Source organism: Nocardioides terrigena, assembly GCF_003047265.1.
Taxonomy (GTDB): Bacteria; Actinomycetota; Actinomycetes; order Propionibacteriales; family Nocardioidaceae; genus Nocardioides; species Nocardioides terrigena.
The window spans coordinates 503,427-522,168 of the sequence record NZ_PZYY01000002.1 but is presented as its reverse complement, the minus strand read 5'-3'; the positions used below and the strand labels follow the sequence as shown (position 1 = coordinate 522,168).

General features: G+C 73.5%; 22 protein-coding genes and 1 tRNA gene. 11 read left to right on the top strand and 12 right to left on the bottom strand.

Annotated elements, in window-relative coordinates; genetic code table 11:
• The first annotated feature begins 19 nt into the window (after positions 1 to 19).
• The 3 genes from DAE25_RS06490 (at position 20) to DAE25_RS06480 (ending at position 2,810) form a co-directional block, all read left to right on the top strand.
• A complete protein-coding gene (locus tag DAE25_RS06490) occupies positions 20 to 877 on the top strand; it encodes an AfsR/SARP family transcriptional regulator (protein ID WP_107765371.1) in 858 nt (285 codons plus the stop codon).
• Between the two features lie 92 nt (positions 878 to 969).
• Positions 970 to 1,761 (top strand): S-methyl-5'-thioadenosine phosphorylase, encoded by a 792-nt coding sequence (locus DAE25_RS06485; protein ID WP_107765370.1) that lies wholly within the window; start codon positions 970 to 972, stop codon positions 1,759 to 1,761.
• Positions 1,758 to 2,810 (top strand): NAD-dependent epimerase/dehydratase family protein, encoded by a 1,053-nt coding sequence (locus DAE25_RS06480; protein WP_107765369.1) that lies wholly within the window; start codon positions 1,758 to 1,760, stop codon positions 2,808 to 2,810. The genes DAE25_RS06485 and DAE25_RS06480 overlap by 4 nt, the downstream gene beginning before the upstream one ends.
• A gap of 6 nt (positions 2,811 to 2,816) precedes the next feature.
• On the opposite strand, the gene DAE25_RS06475 is transcribed toward DAE25_RS06480, so the two are convergent.
• The gene (locus tag DAE25_RS06475) at positions 2,817 to 4,181 is read right to left on the bottom strand and encodes a hypothetical protein (protein WP_107765368.1); all 1,365 of its coding nucleotides are present in this window, start codon (positions 4,179 to 4,181) and stop codon (positions 2,817 to 2,819) included.
• A gap of 112 nt (positions 4,182 to 4,293) precedes the next feature.
• Between DAE25_RS06475 and DAE25_RS06470 the strand changes: the two genes are divergently transcribed.
• The 7 genes from DAE25_RS06470 to DAE25_RS06440 are packed head-to-tail and all read left to right on the top strand — an operon-like array spanning position 4,294 to position 9,689.
• A complete protein-coding gene (locus tag DAE25_RS06470; protein WP_107765367.1) occupies positions 4,294 to 4,950 on the top strand; it encodes a glycosyltransferase family 2 protein in 657 nt (218 codons plus the stop codon).
• Entirely contained in the window at positions 4,947 to 5,612 is a 666-nt protein-coding gene (locus DAE25_RS06465) for a TIGR04282 family arsenosugar biosynthesis glycosyltransferase (RefSeq protein WP_107765366.1), read from the top strand. The genes DAE25_RS06470 and DAE25_RS06465 overlap by 4 nt, the downstream gene beginning before the upstream one ends.
• A complete protein-coding gene (locus DAE25_RS06460) occupies positions 5,609 to 6,250 on the top strand; it encodes a methyltransferase domain-containing protein (RefSeq protein WP_107765365.1) in 642 nt (213 codons plus the stop codon). Before DAE25_RS06465 ends, DAE25_RS06460 begins: the two co-directional genes overlap by 4 nt.
• Entirely contained in the window at positions 6,247 to 7,407 is a 1,161-nt protein-coding gene (locus DAE25_RS06455) for a molybdopterin-dependent oxidoreductase (RefSeq protein ID WP_107765364.1), read from the top strand. Before DAE25_RS06460 ends, DAE25_RS06455 begins: the two co-directional genes overlap by 4 nt.
• Positions 7,404 to 7,832, top strand: a complete 429-nt coding sequence (locus tag DAE25_RS06450) for a hypothetical protein (protein WP_107765363.1) — start codon at positions 7,404 to 7,406, stop codon at positions 7,830 to 7,832. The genes DAE25_RS06455 and DAE25_RS06450 overlap by 4 nt, the downstream gene beginning before the upstream one ends.
• A 4-nt stretch (positions 7,833 to 7,836) precedes the next feature.
• Positions 7,837 to 8,547, top strand: coding sequence for a response regulator transcription factor (locus DAE25_RS06445; protein WP_107765362.1), 711 nt, complete (start codon positions 7,837 to 7,839; stop codon positions 8,545 to 8,547).
• Positions 8,544 to 9,689 (top strand): sensor histidine kinase, encoded by a 1,146-nt coding sequence (locus DAE25_RS06440; protein ID WP_107765361.1) that lies wholly within the window; start codon positions 8,544 to 8,546, stop codon positions 9,687 to 9,689. The genes DAE25_RS06445 and DAE25_RS06440 overlap by 4 nt, the downstream gene beginning before the upstream one ends.
• A gap of 76 nt (positions 9,690 to 9,765) precedes the next feature.
• Here DAE25_RS06440 and DAE25_RS06435 read toward each other — a convergent pair.
• The 6 genes from DAE25_RS06435 to DAE25_RS06415 all read right to left on the bottom strand — a co-directional run bounded on the left by DAE25_RS06435 (position 9,766) and on the right by DAE25_RS06415 (position 13,123).
• Positions 9,766 to 9,841, bottom strand: a tRNA-Ala gene (locus DAE25_RS06435).
• A gap of 48 nt (positions 9,842 to 9,889) precedes the next feature.
• Positions 9,890 to 10,546: a histidine phosphatase family protein gene (locus DAE25_RS06430; protein ID WP_159083611.1), complete on the bottom strand. Its 657-nt coding sequence runs from the start codon at positions 10,544 to 10,546 to the stop codon at positions 9,890 to 9,892.
• The gene (gene rsfS / locus DAE25_RS06425; protein WP_056888396.1) at positions 10,543 to 10,983 is read right to left on the bottom strand and encodes a ribosome silencing factor; all 441 of its coding nucleotides are present in this window, start codon (positions 10,981 to 10,983) and stop codon (positions 10,543 to 10,545) included. Before rsfS ends, DAE25_RS06430 begins: the two co-directional genes overlap by 4 nt.
• Positions 10,980 to 11,606 carry a nicotinate-nucleotide adenylyltransferase gene (gene nadD, locus DAE25_RS06420; protein ID WP_056888397.1) on the bottom strand — a complete coding sequence of 209 codons (627 nt, stop codon included), beginning with the start codon at positions 11,604 to 11,606 and terminating at the stop codon, positions 10,980 to 10,982. Before nadD ends, rsfS begins: the two co-directional genes overlap by 4 nt.
• Entirely contained in the window at positions 11,606 to 11,755 is a 150-nt protein-coding gene (locus DAE25_RS23480; RefSeq protein ID WP_199907456.1) for a hypothetical protein, read from the bottom strand. Before DAE25_RS23480 ends, nadD begins: the two co-directional genes overlap by 1 nt.
• A gap of 90 nt (positions 11,756 to 11,845) precedes the next feature.
• On the bottom strand, positions 11,846 to 13,123 hold the full coding sequence (locus DAE25_RS06415) for a glutamate-5-semialdehyde dehydrogenase (protein ID WP_107765360.1): 1,278 nt from the start codon (positions 13,121 to 13,123) through the stop codon (positions 11,846 to 11,848).
• 74 nt (positions 13,124 to 13,197) lie between these two features.
• Here DAE25_RS06415 and DAE25_RS06410 point away from each other — a divergent pair, with 74 nt between their 5' ends.
• Positions 13,198 to 14,757, top strand: coding sequence for a hypothetical protein (locus DAE25_RS06410; RefSeq protein ID WP_159083610.1), 1,560 nt, complete (start codon positions 13,198 to 13,200; stop codon positions 14,755 to 14,757).
• On the opposite strand, the gene DAE25_RS06405 is transcribed toward DAE25_RS06410, so the two are convergent.
• The 5 genes from DAE25_RS06405 to DAE25_RS06385 all read right to left on the bottom strand — a co-directional run bounded on the left by DAE25_RS06405 (position 14,751) and on the right by DAE25_RS06385 (position 18,700).
• Entirely contained in the window at positions 14,751 to 15,485 is a 735-nt protein-coding gene (locus tag DAE25_RS06405; protein ID WP_107765358.1) for a dienelactone hydrolase family protein, read from the bottom strand. The two genes, DAE25_RS06410 and DAE25_RS06405, sit on opposite strands and share 7 nt — an antisense overlap.
• Before the next feature lie 88 nt (positions 15,486 to 15,573).
• Positions 15,574 to 16,527 carry an electron transfer flavoprotein subunit alpha/FixB family protein gene (locus tag DAE25_RS06400; protein ID WP_107765357.1) on the bottom strand — a complete coding sequence of 318 codons (954 nt, stop codon included), beginning with the start codon at positions 16,525 to 16,527 and terminating at the stop codon, positions 15,574 to 15,576.
• Between the two features lie 14 nt (positions 16,528 to 16,541).
• Positions 16,542 to 17,333, bottom strand: coding sequence for an electron transfer flavoprotein subunit beta/FixA family protein (locus DAE25_RS06395; RefSeq protein WP_107765356.1), 792 nt, complete (start codon positions 17,331 to 17,333; stop codon positions 16,542 to 16,544).
• A 162-nt stretch (positions 17,334 to 17,495) separates the two neighbouring features.
• The gene (locus DAE25_RS06390; protein ID WP_234410884.1) at positions 17,496 to 17,846 is read right to left on the bottom strand and encodes a hypothetical protein; all 351 of its coding nucleotides are present in this window, start codon (positions 17,844 to 17,846) and stop codon (positions 17,496 to 17,498) included.
• A gap of 62 nt (positions 17,847 to 17,908) precedes the next feature.
• Positions 17,909 to 18,700 (bottom strand): enoyl-CoA hydratase/isomerase family protein, encoded by a 792-nt coding sequence (locus tag DAE25_RS06385; RefSeq protein WP_107765355.1) that lies wholly within the window; start codon positions 18,698 to 18,700, stop codon positions 17,909 to 17,911.
• Positions 18,701 to 18,742 lie beyond the last annotated feature (42 nt).

Below are 18,742 nucleotides of genomic sequence, written 5' to 3'. Positions count from 1 at the left end.
GACCACGGGGAGGAAGACCATGAAGAGTCAGGTCAGGCTGTTCGGTCCCACCAGCGTTCGACTCGGGGAGCGGCGGGTGGACGGGACAGCCTTCGGAGGCAACAAGCCACGCCAGGTGCTCGCGCTCCTGGCCCTGTCCGAGGGGCGGCCGCTCGGCCGGGACGAGCTCGCGGACCAGCTGTGGGAGGGCCGTCCACCGGCCGGCCACGTCACCACCCTGCAGGGGTACGTGTGCCTCCTGCGGCGGGCGCTCGCAGCGATCGACGCCGGGCCCTGCCTGGTCACCACGCACGGCGGCTACCTGCTGGACCCCGACCACGTGGAGGTGGACCTCACGACGGGGCGACGCCTCATCCGGGACGGGGGGTTGGTCGGCGTGATGGACGGGTTGGAGATCGCGGCGGCCGGGCTCCTCCCGGGCGACCACTGCACCGCCTGGGCCGATCGGGCTTGCGAGGAGTGGGACCGCGAGCTCGCCCAGGCGGCGCGGGACGCCGCGGCGGGCGCGAACCGCGCCGGGGACCACCTGGCGGCGATCCGGCTCGCTCGGGCGGCGCTGGCACGGGCGCCGTACTCGGAGGGTGCGCTGCGCGAGCTCATGGTCGCGCTGGGGGCTGTCGGGCAGCCAGCGGAGGCGCTCCGGGCGTTCCACGTCACCCGGCAGCAGCTGCGCGCGGAGCTGGGGGTGGAGCCGCAGCAGGCGACCAGCGACCTCTACGTCCGGCTGCTCGGCACGACGAAGGGCTGCGCCGCCGCGGACGCGCCCCTCCTCGTCACGCTGCTGATGGACGCTCTGCGCGACGTCTCCAGGGCGTCGGCGACCGAGCAGGAGACCTGGACCCGGGTCGGGCGGATGCTGCTGAGCCGTGCCGGCTGAGCAGGCTGCCACGCTCCCCGCGAGGTCTTACGAACCGGTGACGCCTGGGTGAGAAGCACCGGGACGGGCCGCACCGATGGGAGCATCGGCGCATGCGAGCGGACATCGCCGTCATCGGCGGCACCGGCTTCTACTCCTTCCTCGACGACCCCGTGGAGCACGAGGTCGGGACCCCGTACGGCGCACCGTCGGCGCCCGTGGCGGTGGGCACGGTCGCCGGGCGGTCGGTGGCGTTCCTGCCGAGGCACGGGTTGCACCACGACCACCCGCCGCACGCCATCAACTACCGGGCCAACGCGTGGGCCCTGAGATCCCTGGGCGCGCGACAGGTGCTGGCACCGTGCGCGGTGGGCGGTCTGCGGGACACGGTGGCACCGGGAGACCTGGTGGTGCCGGACCAGCTGGTGGACCGCACGTTCCGTCGTACGGGCTCGTTCGTCGAGTCGGGCGCGGTCCACCTGCCCTTCGCCGATCCCTACTGCCCGGGGGTGTCCGCCGCCCTCGCCGACGCGGACCCCGACGTCCGGCTCGGAGGCACGATGGTGGTCGTCGAGGGGCCGCGGTTCTCCACCCGGGCCGAGTCCCGCCACTACGCCGACCAGGGGTGGGACCTCGTCAACATGACGGGCGCTCCCGAAGCCGCGCTGGCGCGGGAGATGGGACAGTGCTACGCGCCGCTGGCGCTGGTCACCGACATGGACGCGGGGGCGGAGTCCGGTGAGGGGGTCGGGCAGGCCGACGTCTTCACCCGCTTCGCGGCCAACCTCGCGCGCCTCACCGGGCTGCTCGAGCGCGCGATCGGGTCGCTCCCCGACCCCGACGGCTGCGCCTGCAGCACCTGGTCCGACGGGCTCGAGCTCACCTACGCGGTGCCCGGCCCATGAGGGTCCTGCTGACCGGCTCGGCCGGATTCATCGGCTCGGCGATCGCGGCCCGCCTCGAGGCGGCCGGACACGAGGTGGTCAAGGTCGACGTGATGCTCCCCCAGGCCCACGGCACGAGCGCGCCGCCGTCCGGCACACTGCCCCTCGACGTGCGCGACGCCGCCACCTCGAGGGCGTGGGCGGACGCCCTGGCCGGGGTCGACGCGGTCTGCCACCAGGCCGCCGTCGTCGGGGCCGGGGTGCGGGTCGCCGACCTCCCCGACTACGCCGGTCACAACGACCTGGGCACCGCCGCGCTGCTCGCGGCCATGCACGAGAACGACGTCGACCGTCTGGTCCTCGCCTCGTCGATGGTGGTCTACGGCGAGGGTCGTTACGCCTGCACGACGCACGGGCGGCAGGTGCCGCCGCACCGGTCCGTGGCAGCCCTCGAGGCGGGCGACTTCGAGAACCACTGCCCCCGGTGCGGGAACGCACTCGGCTGGGAGACGGTCGCCGAGGACGCCCGGCTGGACCCGCGCAGCAGCTACGCCGCCAGCAAGCTCGCCCAGGAGCACTACACCTCGGCGTGGGTCCGTCAGGCAGGCGCCTCGGCGGTGGCCCTGCGCTACCACAACGTCTACGGGCCGGCGATGCCGCGCGACACGCCGTACTCCGGGGTGGCCGCGATGTTCCGGTCCTCGCTCGAGCAGGGCCGTTCCCCCCAGGTCTACGAGGACGGCGGCCAGATGCGCGACTTCGTGCACGTGGACGACGTCGCGCGCGCCAACGTGCTCGCCCTCGAGTCCGTCACGGCCGGCGGGGAGGGTCGGTACGCCGCCTACAACGTGTGCTCCGGACGACCCGTCAGCGTCCTCGACGTCGCCCGCCAGGTCGCCGCCGGCTCCGGCCGCGAGATCGAGCCGGAGGTGACGGGCGGCTTCCGGGCAGGGGACGTGCGGCACGTCGTCGCCTCCCCCGAGAGGGCCGCGTCCGGCCTGGGGTTCACCGCAGCGGTGCTGCCGGAGAAGGGCCTGCGGGACTTCGCCACGGCCCCGCTCCGGGCCTGAGGCGCCTCACCAGGTCGTGTAGAGCAGGTGCTGGACGGCCAGCGCGGTCACCACCTGGAGCAGCAGCCCCTGACGGCGCCAGCCCGACGGCAGCAGCGCCATCGTCAGGGTCAGCCACGGGACGAAGGGCAGCCAGATCCGCTCGACCTCGGCCTTGGACATCCGCGACAGGTCGGCGACGACCACCGCGACGACGGCCGCGCCGGCGAGCCACAGGAGCGGACCGACCTCCGGATCGCGTCGGTCCGCAGCGCGCCCGGAGGCGTGGGCGAGGCCCGCCCCCAGCAACGGTCCCGCGCACAGCAGCAGCGCCGCGAGGTTGCCCCACATCCAGTACGCCGCCGGGCGCTCGCTCGCGATGCCGTCCCAGTAGCGGTCGACGAGCACGGGGTAGGCCTCCCACCAGGCGAAGCCGGCCGCGGCGAAGCCCAGCACGAGCGCCAGCGCCGACGTCGCAGCGACGGGCAGCGGCCACCACGACCGGCCGACCGCCAGCACCGCGACGGCGAGGACGCCGAGGAGTGGGAGACCGTACGAGCTCATGACGCACCAGCCCAGCAGGAGACCGGCCAGCACGGCCCAGGCGACCATCCTCGACCGTCGGACAGCGACCGCCGCGGCGGCGAGGCTCGCCAGCCCCCACGCGGCGAAGGTTGCGAACAGCGCGTCCGCCGAGACCGCGAGGAACACGGCGGCGGGACTGACCACGAGGAACGGTGCCGCGAGGCGCGCGTGCCGGTCCACGCCGAGCAGGCGCAGGGTCACCAGGACGGCCGCCGGCAGGGAGGCCGCCACCGCGGTCACGACCAACGCCGTCGCCACGGCTCCGCCGAGACCCACCGAGACCAGTGCGACGAACACGAGCACCGCGCCGGGCGGGTGCCCGGCGACGTGGACGGGCCAGTTGTCCGGGTGTGCGTAGGGGATCCGCTCGACGTAGGTGCGCAGCAGGAGGTCGACGTCGTCCACCTGCCGCGCGGTGTGGAGGTACTCGCTGCGGTGGGCCATCGCACGGGTCAGGCCGTCGGCGCCGTCGACCAGCGCCAGCGCCAGCAGCCAGGCCAGCGACCCGACGTACGACGCCAGGAGAAGTCGCCGCCACGACCACCCCAGGGCCCAGGCCTCCCCGCGCCACACCGCCAGCAGGCCCACGGCCACTGCGGGGACGGTGCCCCACCCGACCTTCGGGTCCCAGAATCCGTGCGTCGGCGCGGCGGCCCGGTCGTCGACCCGTGACGCGACGTCCCACCCGGCCAGCGGCGGCAGCACGAACGCCAGCACGACCAGGCCGACGGCCACCGTCAGCCCGACCACGGTCCGCCGGTCAGTGCCCGCCAGAGCAGGGCGAGGTGGCGCCGCGGTGTCCGTCATGGCGGCGAGCCTAGGCACGGATCCGGTGCCTCCCGGCCGCCCTGACCGGACGTCATGACTTCGTAAGACGCAGCGGCCCCGCACGCCCCCTCGCGCTGTCACCGTTGCAGTCATGACCACCTGCGACCTCGTGCTCCCGTGCCGCGACGAGGGACCGGCGCTGCGCGACCTGCTCCCCCGGGTCCCCGCGACGTTCTCCGTGATCGTGGTGGACAACGGTTCCCGGGACGACACCGCCGCGGTGGCCGCACGTCTCGGCGCCCGGGTCGTGCACGAACCCACACCCGGCTACGGGGCTGCGGTCCACGCCGGGATGCTCGCCGCCACCCACGACCTGGTCGCGGTCATGGACGGCGACGGGTCGTTCGACCCCGGCGAGCTGCTCCCGCTCCTCGCCGACGTCGCCGAGGGCCGCGCGGACATCGCCGTCGGTCGACGCCGTCCCGTCGCCCGCGGCGTCTGGCCCTGGCACGCCCGGGCCGGCAACGCCCTGATCGCCGCCTGGCTGCGGCACCGCCTGCGGATGGACGCCCACGACATCGCCCCGATGCGGGTCTGCCGGCGACACGACCTGCTCGCCCTGGGCCTCCTCGACCGCCGCTTCGGCTATCCCGTCGAGCTCCTGCAGGCCGTCACCCGTGCCGGGTGGCGGGTCAGCGAGCACCCGGTCGCCTACCACCCCCGTGCCGTCGGCACGAGGTCCAAGGTCTCGGGGTCCGTGGTCGGGACGGCCCGCACCGCGCTCGACTTCTGGAAGGTGCTGGCATGAGCCCGTACGACGCGTTCACCGTGCTGGTGATGGCCAAGGCACCGGTCCCGGGACAGGTGAAGACCCGGCTCGGCGCCGACATCGGCCACGACCGGGCCGCGGACCTCGCGGCGGCGGCGCTGCTCGACACCCTGGAGGCCGTCGAGGCGTCGGGAGCCTCCGGCCACCTGTGCCTGGCCGGCGACCTGTCCCACGCCGTACGCCGCCACGAGATCGAGCGGGTCCTCGACGGGTGGACCGTGACCGACCAGCGTGGCGACGACTTCGCCACCCGGCTGGTCCGCGCCCACGCCGACGCCGGCGACGGGGTGGTGGTGCAGGTCGGCATGGACACGCCCCAGGTCACGGGCGGCGCGCTCCGCTCGGCGGCCGCCGCGCTGGCCGGCCACGACGCGGTCCTCGGACCTGCCCCTGACGGGGGCTGGTGGGCACTCGCCCGTCGCGACCCGGCGGTCGCCGAGGTGCTGGCCGGGGTCGAGATGTCCACCGCCTCCACGTGCGTCGACACCGAGCAGGCGCTCCAGCGGGCCGGCCACCGCGTCGCCCTCACCCGGCCCCTCACCGATGTCGACACCGTGGCGGACGCCCGGAACGTCGCTCGACAGGTCCCCGGCACCCGCTTCGCGCAGGCGTGGCACGCCCTGGCGGAGGCCCGGCGATGACGGTCGAGGCGTCCTTCACCCACGTCTTCGCCCGGGCGCTGCTGGGCGAGCCCACCGTCGTGGTCGGCCTCGGCGACGACCCGCTCGTGCTCCCCGTCGCCTCCTGGACGCGAGCCGCCGACCACGCCGACCACCGGCTCCTGGCGCTCTGCGTCGGGCCCACCATCGACATCGGGTGCGGCCCCGGCCGGCTCACCGAGGCCCTGGCCGAGCTCGGCCATGTCACCCTCGGGATCGACGTCGTCGACGCCGCCGTCCGCCTGACCCGCAGTCGCGGTGCGACCGCGATCCTCCGCGACGTCTTCACCGACCTCCCCGGCGAGGGGCGGTGGCACACGGCCCTCCTCGCGGACGGGAACGTCGGCATCGGGGGCGACCCCACCGGCCTGCTACGGCGGGTGCGGGAGATCCTGGACCCGCGCGGTCGCATCGTCGTCGAGGTCGCCGGGCCGACCGTGCCGTCGTCGTCGGGCTGGGCGTCCCTCGAGGGCGGCGAGCACCGCAGCCGGCCGTTCCGGTGGGCCGTCGTCGGCCTCGACGACGTACCTGCCCTGGCCGGCGCCGTCGGCCTCGTCGTGGACGGGGTCCACCACCTCGACGACCGCTGGGTCGCCGTGCTGCGCGAGGAACGCCGATGAAGGCCCCCGCGCCGGAGCACTTCGGCTCCCGGCTCCGCAGCCCGGCCGTCGCGGCCCGCGTCGGGGTGTGGCTCGGACTGAGCTTCGGCGTCTGCTTCCTCACCGGCCTGGTCAGCCACTGGGCCCAGGCGCCCAGTCCCACGGTGCCCTTCCCCACGAGCCCCGCCTGGGGCTACCGCCTCACCCAGGGGCTCCACGTCAGCACGGGGATGGCCGCGATCCCGCTCCTCCTGGTCAAGCTGTGGTCGGTCTACCCGCGCCTGTTCGAGCGGGTCGACCTGACCGGCGGTCGCCGCCTCGTGCTGACCGTCCTCGAGCGCGGCTCCATCGCCGTGCTGGTGGCGTCCGCGATCTTCCAGCTCGTGACGGGGCTCCTCAACGCGGCGCAGTGGTATCCGTGGACGGCCTTCTCGTTCCGCTCCACCCACTACGCCCTCGCCTGGGTGGCCATCGGCGCCCTGCTCGTGCACGTCGCCGTCAAGCTGCCGGTCATCCGCGACGTGATCGCCCGCGACATCGACGAGACCCAGCACGACCGGCCCACCGCGGTCGAGACCGGCCCCGTCTCCCGGCGGGGGCTGGTGCGCTCGGCGCTGGCCGCCTCGGGCGTGGCGGTGCTCGCCACGGCCGGCAGCACGGTGCCGGTCCTCCGCTCCGTGTCGCCCTTCGGGGTGCGCTCCGGCGACGGTCCCGGTGGGGTGCCGATCAACAAGTCCGCCCGGGCGGCCGGGGTCGTGGACCGCGCGAGCGACGCGGCGTACCGCCTGCGGATCGTCGTCGACGGCACCGAGGTGGCCTCGCTCGGCCTGGAGGACCTGCGCGCCCTCCCCCAGCGCACCGAGGTGCTGCCGATCGCGTGTGTCGAGGGGTGGAGCGCCAGCGGCACCTGGGGCGGTGTCCGGGTCTCCGACGTGCTTGCCGCCACGGGGCTGGCGACCGATCGCGACGTGGGCGTGATGTCGCTCCAGCGGAAGGGGGCCTTCCGACGCACCGTCCTGCCGGCCCACTTCGCGGCGGACGACCGCACCCTGCTGGCCCTGGACCTGGCCGGCGAACCCCTCGACCTGGACCACGGCTTCCCCTGCCGGATCATCGCTCCCAACCGGCCCGGCGTGCTGCAGACCAAGTGGGTCGCGTCCCTGGAGGTGTCGACGTGATCGCCCGCGTCCTCCTCGGTACGGCCGGTGCCCTGGTCGCGGCGTACGGCGCCTTCCTCGCCCTCACGCGGCAGGAGACCGGCCAGCTGGTCGAGGTGGCCGTGTGGCTCGCCGCCGGCGTGCTGGTCCACGACGTCCTCCTCTCGGGCGCCCTCCTGCTGGCCGGGCTGGCGGGTCGTCGGCTCGTCCCGCCGTCCTGGCGCACCCCTGCGACGGTGGCCCTGGTGGTGTGGGGCTCGCTGACCCTGGTCGCCGTCCCGGTGCTCGGCCGCTTCGGCGCCAGGGCCGACAACCCGACCCTGCTGGACCGTCCGTACGCCGCCTCGTGGCTGGTGCTGCTCGTCGCCACCGTCACCGTCGTGGTCCTCGTCGGGCTGGTGCGGCGGCGATCGGCCACCGCGTCCACCGGTCGACGGGCAGACTGACCCGATGGCCCACGTCCTCGTCGTCGACGACGACCGCACCGTTCGCGAGGTGGTGGTGACCTATCTCCGCGCAGCCGGTCACGAGGTCTCCGAGGCCAGCGACGGCACCGAGGGGCTCGCCGCCAGCCGGCGCAAGCGCGCCGACCTCGTCGTCCTCGACGTGATGATGCCCGGCCTGGACGGGCTGGAGGTCTGCCGACGCCTGCGCCTCGTCGGGGACGTGCCCGTGATCCTGCTGACGGCGCTGGGCAGCGAGCAGGACCGCGTGGTCGGGCTGGAGACCGGTGCCGACGACTACCTGACCAAGCCCTTCAGCCCCCGCGAGCTCGTCCTGCGCGTCGACTCCATCCTCCGCCGCAGCAATCCCGGCGCGCGCGAGGAGGTGCCCGTCACCGTGGACGGCGACCTGGTGGTCGACCGCCGTCGCCGCGAGGTGCTGCTGCGCGGCGAGACGTGTCCGCTCACCGCCCGCGAGTTCGACCTGCTGTCGTTCCTGGTCGCCCGGCCGGGAGAGGCCTTCGCCCGCGAGGACCTGCTCCAGCAGGTCTGGGGGTGGTCCTTCGGCGACCACTCGACGGTCACCGTGCACGTCCGGCGGCTGCGCGAGAAGGTCGAGTCGGAGCCCACGACACCACGTCGACTGGTCACCGTGTGGGGCGTCGGCTACCGCTGGGAGCCGTCACCGTCGGCTCCCGCCATCGAGGAGGAACCATGAGCGACACCGTCGAGATCTGGATGCTGTCGGTCCTGTCCGGCGTCGTCGTCGGAGGACTCGGGCTGGGCCTCGGATGGCTGCTCAGGCACCGCACCCTCCGGTGGCAGCTGGCGCTGGTCGCGGTGGTGACGGCCCTGACCGTCATCGTCGGCATCCAGGCAGTGGCGCAGCGCATGCTGCTGTCCCGCCACGACCTCGAGGTCACCACGATCGTGACGGCGGCCGCGGGGCTCGTGTCGCTCCTCGTGGCCCTCGTGCTGGCCACGGCCCTGGTGCGCTGGTCCCACGGCCTGCGCGAGGAGGTACGCCGCGTCGGCGCCGGCGGCTCGCTGGTCGCCGGCCGCCGTGGTCCGGCCGAGTTCCAGGCCCTCGCCGCCGAGGTCGCGGCCACCAACCAGCGACTGGCCGAGTCCCGGGCACGCGAGGCCCGCCTCGAGGACTCCCGGCGCGAGCTCGTCTCCTGGGTCTCGCACGACCTGCGGACCCCCCTGGCCGGGATCCGGGCGATGACGGAGTCGCTCGAGGACGGCATCGCACCGGACCCTGCGCGCTACCACCGGCAGATCCGCGGCGAGGTCGACCGGATGGTCCGGATGGTCGACGACCTCTTCGAGCTGTCCCGCATCCACGCCGGCGTCCTCCAGCTCGCTCCCCAGCCGCTCATGCTCGGCGACCTCGTCAGCGAGGCGATCGCGGGGGCCGAGCCGGTCGCCCGCGCACGCGGGGTCACGCTGTCCGGCAGCGTCGACCCGGGGCTCGAGGTCACGGCCGACCCGTCCGGGATGTCCCGGGTCCTCGGCAACCTCATCGTCAACGGCATCCGGCACACCCCCGCCGACGGCAGCGTCCACGTCAGCGCCCGGCCGCTCGCCGACGCCATCGAGGTCGCGGTGGCCGACGGGTGCGGAGGGATCCCCGACCCGGACCGCGCCCGGGTCTTCGACGTCGCCTTCCGAGGGAGCCAGGCCCGCACCCCCGACGTGCCCGACGACACCGACGTCCACACCACCCGCGCCGGCCTGGGGCTCGCCATCGTCAAGGGCATCGTCGAGGCCCACGGGGGCGCCGTGACCGTCGAGAACGTCGTGGCTCCGGGCTCGTCCGGCTGCCGCTTCCTCGTGCGGCTGCCCGTGGCGACCTGAACGAAGTCAGAAATGCGATCGGGCCACGTGCTGTCTCCTCTGTGAGGATCCAGACCGTGGCCCTGACCTGCGGTGTTGGTGGAGGTGAGGGGACTCGAACCCCTGACCCTCTGCATGCCATGCAGATGCGCTACCAGCTGCGCCACACCCCCAACGGGTGCGCCCTCCGGAGCGGGCTCCGTCGGACAACTCGCAGAATATTAGCCAACCGACTCCCGGGGTGCGAAATCGGGGGTCCTGTTCCACGCGACGAGCCGCAACGAACCGTCCGGACCGGCGTCGTCGAGCAGGGTGTGGCCGCAGTTGTCCATGCCCCGCAGCGAGGTGGACGCGGTCCGGTCCCAGCCCAGCAGCGCGATCGTGGCGACCTTGAGCGCGGCCCCGTGGCCGACCACGCAGGCCGTGCCTCCCGGCTCGACGGACGCGAGCACCTCCCGCAGGGCGGGCACGATGCGACCGAGGACGTCAGCGGTCGACTCGGCACCGGGCACCGCGTCGGCGTGCTCGAAGGAGCTGCCCGCGGCAGCCCAGGCCGCGTGCTCGGCGGGGTAGGCCGAGGCGAACTCGGGGATCGTGAGTCCGGCCCGCTCCCCCACGTCGTACTCCCGCAGGCGCGCGTCGTGCCGTACCTCGAGACCGCAGGCCTCCGAGACCGCGGCGGCCGTCGTCGCCGCGCGCGCGAGGTCCGAGCTCCACAGGACGTCCGGTCGCAGGGCCGCCACGGCCGGCGCCACAGCGGCGGCCTGGGCGCGACCGAGGTCGTCGAGGCCGATGTCGAGGTGCCCCTGGGCGCGCCCCTCGGCGTTCCAGGCGGTCTGCCCGTGGCGCAGCAGGACCAGGGTGCGGGGAGGGGTCACTCCTCGTCGGGGGGTGTGGTGTCCGTGGTGCCGGTGGTGCCCGCGTGGGCGGCACCGGGGACGTCGGTGACCGCCGGGGTCGTGACGTCGACGGAGATCACCGGGCAGTCGCGCCACAGCCGCTCGAGGGCGTAGAACTGGCGCTCCTCCTCGTGCTGCACGTGGACGACGATCTCGCCGTAGTCGAGCAGCACCCAGCGACCCTCACGGTGGCCCTCGCGGCGGATCGGCTTGGCGCCGTGCTCGCGCAGCTTGTCCTCGACCTCGTCGACGATGGCCTTGACCTGGCGCTCGTTGGTCGCCGAGGCGAGGACGAAGGCGTCGGTGATCGCCAGCTGCTCGCTGACGTCGAAGGCGATGACCTGCTGGGCGAGTTTGTCGGCGGCCGCGGCAGCGGCGACCTGGACGAGCTCGATGGCGTGGTCGGTGGCAGTCATGCAGGCTCCTTGGCGGACGTGTCGTCCGCGGTGGTGGTGTAGAGGTCGTGCTTGGCGATGTACTGCACGACGCCGTCCGGCACGAGGTACCAGACGGGTTCGCCGCGACGCTTGCGCTCGCGGCAGTCGGTCGACGAGATCGCCAGGGCGGGGATCTCGACCATGGTGACCTTGGCGGAGGGGATCTTGTCGAGCGTGGCCGGGTCCATCTCGTAGCCCGGCCGGGTGCAGCCGACGAACTGGGCGAGCTCGAACAGCTCGTCCGCGTCACGCCACGTGAAGATGTCGGCCAGCGCGTCGGCACCGGTGATGAAGTAGAGCTCCGCGTCCGGCATCTCGGCGTGCAGGTCGCGCAGCGTGTCGATCGTGTACGTCGGTCCGGTGCGGTCGATGTCGACGCGCGAGACCCGGAAGCGCGGGTTGGCCGCCGTGGCGACCACCGTCATCAGGTAGCGGTGCTCGGCGGGCGAGACGTCGCGGTCGGCCTTCTGCCACGGGTCGCCCGTGGGCACGAAGACGACCTCGTCGAGGTCGAACCAGGCCTGGACCTCGGAGGCCGCGACGAGGTGGCCGTGGTGGATGGGGTCGAACGTGCCACCCATCACGCCCACACGACGGGGCATCAGGAGTGCTCGCGCCCGCCGCCGAATGCGACCAGGGCCACGAGCAGGCCGAGCAGGATCGCCAGGGCGATGGCACCCACGAGGTAGGGGTGGATGGCGGGCGCGTCGTGGGACTCGGCGGCCAGGATCGTCAGGGCGTTCAGCGACATGCCGCGATCCTATCGCCCTGCGGCCCCGTCGCCCGCCTCGGCGCCCGCCCCGTCCGACCGCCGATCGACACCGCCGCTCGACACCGGCGATCAGCGCACGTGGCCCTCGCCGACGACGACGTACTTGGTCGACGTCATCTCCGGCAGCCCCATCGGACCGCGGGCGTGCAGCTTCTGGGTGCTGATGCCGATCTCGGCGCCGAAGCCGAACTCGCCGCCGTCGGTGAACCGGGTCGAGGCGTTGACCATGACGGCCGCGGAATCGACAGCCGCCACGAAGCGCCGGATGGTCGCCTGGTCGCGGGCCACGATCGCCTCGGTGTGCCCCGAGGAGAAGCGCCGGATGTGGGCGATGGCGGCCTCGACGTCGGCCACCACGGCGGCGGAGATGTCGGAGGAGAGGTACTCGGTGGCGTGGTCCGCCTCGGTCGCCGCGACCACGTCGTCGTACTCCGCGAACGCCTCGTCGCCGTGGATGGTGACGTCGTGGGCCCGCAGGGCGTCGATCACCGTCGGCAGGAAGTCGTCCGCGACGTCCTCGTGCACGAGGAGCGACTCGGCGGCGTTGCACACGCTGGTGCGGTGGGTCTTGGAGTTGACGACGATGGCGAGCGCCTGGTCGAGGTCGGCCGACGCGTCGACGTAGACGTGGCAGTTGCCCACACCCGTCTCGATGACGGGCACGGTCGACTCCTCGACGACGCTGCGGATCAGCCCCGCTCCCCCGCGCGGGATCAGCACGTCGACGAGGCCGCGGGCCCGCATCAGGGCCTTGACCGAGTCGTGGCTGTCGCCGGGGACCAGCTGGACGACGTCCGCGGGCAACCCCGCGGTCACCACGGCCTCGCGCAGGACCTCGACGATGGCGGCGTTGCTGGAGCGCGCGCTCGAGGACCCGCGCAGCAGGACGGCGTTGCCCGACTTGAGGCAGATCCCGGCCGCGTCGGCGGTGACGTTGGGCCGGGCCTCGTAGATCATCCCGACGACGCCGAAGGGCACCCGCAGCTGGCGCAGCTCGAGCCCGTTGGCCAGCGTCGAGCCCCGGACCACCTCGCCGACCGGGTCGGCCAGCCCGGCGACCTCGCGCAGCCCGGCGGCCATCGCCTCGAGCCGGTCGTCGGTGAGCCGCAGCCGGTCGATGATGTGGGCGGGCGTGCCCGCCTCCTCCGCGCGACGGACGTCCTCGGCGTTGGCGGCCAGGACCGCGGGCGCCTGCGCCAGCAGCGCGTCGGCCATGGCGTGCAGGGCGGCGTCCTTCGTCGCGCGGGTGGCCAGCGCCAGGTCGTGGCTGGCGGTCCGTGCCCGGGTGGCGACCTCGCGGACGCCGGCCTCGTGGTCCGCCCGGTCGTCGGCGTGCTCGGTGCTCATGCGTCGAGCGTAGGTCGGTCGCGGCCCCCTTGCAGCCCCGTCTCAGCCGCCGGTGCGGGGTTACGCTGCCCGCCATGACGGGGACTCGGGGACGACTCATGTCCAGGCTGGTCGGCGGCTGCACGGCCGTCGCCCTGCTCGCCACCACGTTGACCGGCGCCCGTGCCCTCGTGGCCCCGGCACCGGCGGCGGCCGACCTGCCGCGGGAGACGGAGCGCGGGGTCGTGGTCGAGCTCGCCGACGGCGACCGGTTCGAGCTCCGCGTCTCGCGCAACCTGCGCGAGGTGCGCGGCCGTCGGTACGACGCCGCCACCGGCACGTGGGGAGAGCGGACGGTGGTGCTGCGGAGGAAGAACCTCTACTGCGGCGACCTGGACGCCCGTACGGCCGGGACGTCGGTGGCCGTGATCGCCGAGTGCGACCGGTTCGGCTACGCCGAGGACCAGGCCCCCACCCACTCCCAGGCGCTCTGGTCCGACGACCTGCAGACGTGGCGGGTGCACCGGCTCGAGGGAGAGGCCTACGAGGAGCCGGGCATCTCCCCCGACGGCCGCTCGGCCGTGTGGCCGCAGCACCAGGGCTACCTCACCCTCACCCCCGCCGAGGGCTTCGTGGACCGCACGATCTCCCTGCCCGGACAGGAGTACACCTCGACCGCCACGATCGCCGACGACGGTCGCGTGTCGGTCCTGTACGGCGCGAGCGACCCCTCGGGGGCGGGCTGCGGGCTCGCCGTGGCCACCCGCCTCGGTGACGGACCGACGGTCCGCCAGGTCCTCGACGTGAACGACGCCTGCGCCGAGTCCGACCTGGTGAACGTCGACGCCCTGACCGCGCTCTTCGGCTACCCCGACTCGCCGGCCCACCTCGCGACGATCACCCGCGCCGACCAGACATCCCCCTGGGCGGTCACCGGCATCGCCCCGGCCGAGGCCCCGGGCCTGGTGGAGCGCAGCGGTCTCGCCGGGACGACGTACGTGCACGCCGCCGGGCTGCCGCTCGTCGCCCTGTCCTCCCCGGACAGGCGGACCATCGAGGTGCAGGAGTACGACGCCGTCGCGCGGCGGTGGGGCCCGCTGCGGCCGGTGACCACCCTGCCCGGCCCGTGCCGCTGGGAGGACGCGTTCTCCTCGGAGCCGTTCGGCGTCCTCGTCGCGCAGGTGCGCTGCGACGGACGCGCCACGGCGCTGGTGTCCACCGACGGGTCCACGTGGAGCTCGGTCGCGGTCACCCGCCGTCCCCTCGGTGTCTCGGCGGACCGGCGCTGGGTCTCCGCCAGCACCCGGCGCTCGACCAGCGTCTTCTCCCGGGAGCGCGGTCGCGTCGTGCTCCCCGTCGGGGCGACCCGGCGCTGCGACCTCGTGCTCCCGTCGGGGCCGGACTCGGCCGTCCGGCTGACCACGTCGCGGGCGACCGGCTGGCCCACGGTCCTCCAGGAGTCCACCGCGTCGGGCTGGCGTCGTACGGACACCGCAGTCCCGCGCGCCCGGGCCCGCAGGGACACGTGCCGCCGCGTGGGGGTCGACCTCTACCGGATCGTGCCGGCCTACCTGTTCTCCGGCCGCCTCCGCGGCACCACGCTGTCCGTCGCCCCTCGCGGCGACGGGTGGCGGGTGCGCCGGGTGCGCTACTGAGTCGCGGGCAGGTGCTGCGCGAGCCACGCCACCGTGCGTTCCCACGACAGCCGTGACGCCTCGGCGTCGTGGAGGAAGAAGTCGGGGTTGTCGAAGGCGTGGTCCGCCGTCTCGTAGCCGTGGAACGTCACCTGCTCCAGCGGCTCGAGCGCGTCCCGCACCTGCGCGACGACCTGCGGGGTGAGGAACCGGTCGGCCAGTCCGAAGTGGTGCAGGGAGGGTGCCGTCACCGCCCCGGGCTCGACGACCGTCACGGGCGCGTCCGGCTCGACGAGGCCGAGGATGTCCGGCAGGGCCGAGCCGTAGTAGCTCACCAGCACGTCGGGCGACGACTCGGCGGCCACGCTGAAGCCCAGGCCGCCGCCGAAGCAGAACCCGACGATCCCGACGCCGCCGACCACCTCGCGGCGCGCGCCGAGCTGCTCCAGCGCGGCCAGGCTGTCGCGGACCGCCGCCTGCCAGTCGGCCTGCTGGAGCAGCGCCAGGGCCTCCTCCAGGGCCTCGGGACCCTCCTCGACCCGGGAGACGCCGAGTCGCCAGAAGAGCTCCGGGGCCAGGACGACGTAGCCCAGCCCGGCCAGGTCCCGGGCGCGCTGCTCGATGTAGCGGCTCACCCCGAAGATCTCCTGCAGGAGCAGGATCCCGGGCCCGGTGCCGGCCTCGGGCAGCCACAGGTGGGCCGGCATCTCGCCGTCGGGGGTGCTGACCGGGACCGGTGCGCTCGTCATGTCGGCAACCTAGTCCCCCGGCGCCCGCCCGGGACGCACGAACGCCCCCGACCACAGTGGTCGGGGGCGTTCGTCGTACGACGCGGGGTCAGCCCTTGCGCTGGGTGACCTGCTCGGTCGCGGCCGGCAGGACGGTGTGGAGGTCGCCCACCACGCCGAAGTCCACGAGCTCGAAGATCGGGGCCTCCTCGTCCTTGTTGACGGCCACGATGGTCTTCGAGGTCTGCATCCCGGCCCGGTGCTGGATCGCACCGGAGATGCCGTTGGCGACGTAGAGCTGCGGCGACACGGTCTTGCCGGTCTGGCCGACCTGGAACGCGTGCGGCATCCAGCCCGAGTCGACCGCGGCACGCGAGGCACCCACGGCCGCACCGAGGGAGTCGGCGAACTGCTCGATCGGCTCGAAGTTGCCGCCCGTGCCACGACCACCCGAGACCACGATCGCGGCCTCGGTCAGCTCGGGGCGACCCGTCGACTGGCGCGGCTGCGCGGCGATGATCTGCGCGGTCTTCGCGACGTCGGAGATGGTGACGGCGAACGCCTCCACCGCGGCGGCGCCCTCGGTCTCCTCCGGGGCGGCCGAGTTGGGCTTGACCGTGATGATCGGCGTGCCCTGGGTGACCTTCGCGGTGACGGTGTAGTTGCCCGCGAACACGCTCTGCGTGGTCACCGGACCCTCCTGCACGTCCACCGCGTCGGTGATCAGGCCGGAGCCGGTCTTGATCGCGAGGCGGGCCGCGACCTCCTTGCCCTCGAACGTCGAGGGGATCAGCACGGCGGCCGGGGAGGTCTTCTCCACCAGCTGCTGCAGCGCCTCGGCCTTGGGGGCCACGAGGTAGCCCTTCAGCTCGGCGTCGTCGATGACGTAGACCTTCTCCGCGCCGTACTTCTTGACCTTCTCGGCCACCGGGTCACCCTGCGCCGGGGCACCGAAGAACACCGCGGACGGCTCGCCGAGGCGACGGGCGATGGTGAGCAGCTCGTACGTCGGCTTCTTGACCTCACCCTCGGCGTGGTCGATGACAACAAGAACTTCAGACATGTCTACGCAGCTCCTCAGATGAACTTCTTGGACGCGAGGAACTCGGTCAGCGCCACAGCACCCGACCCGTCCTCGTCCTTGACGATCTCGCCGGCGGTGCGCGGCGGGCGGGCGGTGGTGTCCGCGACCTGCGTCCACGCCACCGACAGGCCGACCTGGTCGGCCTCGACGCCGATGTCGGCCAGGGACAGGACCTCCATCGGCTTCTTCTTCGCCGCCATGATGCCCTTGAAGGACGGGTAGCGGGCCTCACCGGACTGGTCGGTCACCGAGAGCACCAGCGGCATCGTGGCGCCGATCACCTCGGTCGAGCCCTCGTTGTCGCGCTTGATGCGGACCTGGTCGCCCTGGGACTCGATCACCGAGGCCAGCGTGACCTGCGGCAGGCCGAGGCGCTCGGCGAGCATCGCCGGGATGACGCTGCCCGACGCGTCGGTCGAGGCCATGCCGCAGATGACGAGCTCGGGCACACCGATCTTCTCGATGGCCTTGGCCAGCACGAGCGAGGTGGCGGCGTAGTCGGAGCCCGCGATCGCGTCGTCGAGGACGTGGACCGCCTTGTCGGCACCCATCTGCAGCGCCTTGCGGGCCGCGTCCACGGCCTTCTCCGGGCCCACGCACAGCGCGGTCACGGTGACCTCCTCGTCGGCGCGCTTCTCCTTGAGCTGCAGCGCCTGCTCGACGGCGTACTCGTCGAGCTCGGACAGCAGACCGTCCACGCCGACGCGGTCAACGGTGTAGTCCTCCTCGAAGTGCCGGTCGGCAGTCGAGTCGGGCACGTACTTCACACAGACGACAATGTTCATGGTGTGTGGCCTTTGCGGCCCCTCCTGTGCTGGTTCTCCGTGGGCAGGGGGCCCATCGGATCCGAGGATGGTGTGGTGGCGAGGTTACAAGTCAGTAACCCCACCGCGGAACAGGGTCCGCGGTGGGGTTACTCACAGTGACGCTGTCAGGGACGTCCCGGGTCAGGGACGGATGATCCGGTCCAGGATCCGGCCGATCACGAGCCACGCGATGGCGCCGAGGCCCCAGTTGACGAGGGCGTTCTTGGTCGCGGCGTTCTCCCCCTCGAACTTCATGATGCCGTCGTTGCGGTCGAAGACGCCGAGGTCGACGGCGTCGGCCGCGTCCAGGATGAAGACGACGAGCGCGTTGTCGGTGTTGGCCTTGAGCGCCACCAGCAGCGCTCCGGACGCGAGCGCCAGCGCGCACAGCACGCAGACCAGCCAGACCAGCTGGGCGAGGCGGGCGCGCACGGTGGTGACCGCGCTCGCGGCGCTGCGCTTCTTCGTCGAGGTGGTGTCTTCCTTGGCCACTGGGTGGTCCTTCCGGTGCGTGGTCGTGTCGTTAGCAGGGGTCGTGCCGGGGGCGGGCGCGGCTACCGTGCCACGAACGCCGCCTTGCCCGGCCCCTGCTCAACGAACGACTGCATGCCGATGGCACGGTCCTCGGTGGCAAAGAGTGCGGCGAACTGCTGGCGCTCGATCTCGAGGCCCGTCTCGAGGTCGACCTCGAGGCCCCGGTCGATCGTCTCCTTGGCCGCGCGGACGGCGTACGACGCGGCGTTGCTGAACTGCCCGGCCCAGGCGACGGCGGTGTCGTAGACCTCGGCGGCCGGGACCACCCGGTCGACGAGGCCGATGGCCAGCGCCTCGTCGGCGGCGACGAACCGGCCCGTGAAGATCAGGTCCTTGGCCCGACTGGGACCCACCAGGCGGGTGAGCCGCTGCGTGCCGCCGGCGCCGGGGATGATCCCGAGCAGGATCTCCGGCTGGCCCAGCGTGGCGTCGTCGGCCGCGATCCGGATGTCGGCGCACAGGGCGAGCTCGCAGCCGCCGCCGAGGGCGTAGCCGTTGACCGCCGCCACCACCGGCTTGGGGATCCGCGCGACCGCGGAGAAGGCGGACTGCAGGCCGCCGGAGCGCTTGACCATGTCGGTGTAGGACATGTCGGCCATCTCCTTGACGTCCGCGCCGGCGGCGAAGACGCGCTCGCCGCCCCAGACCACGACGGCCTTCACGTCGTCGCGCTCGGTCGCCTCGTGCGCGGCGGCCCGGATCTCCTCCTGCACCTGCACGTTGAGCGCGTTCATCTTGGGCCGGTCGAGGCGCATCGTGGCCACTCCGTCGGCCACCTCGAGCCGGACGAACTCCCGGGTTGCGTCAGTCATGTCGCTCCTTCGTGCTCTGTGCGTGGTCCTCTGGAAGGTCGT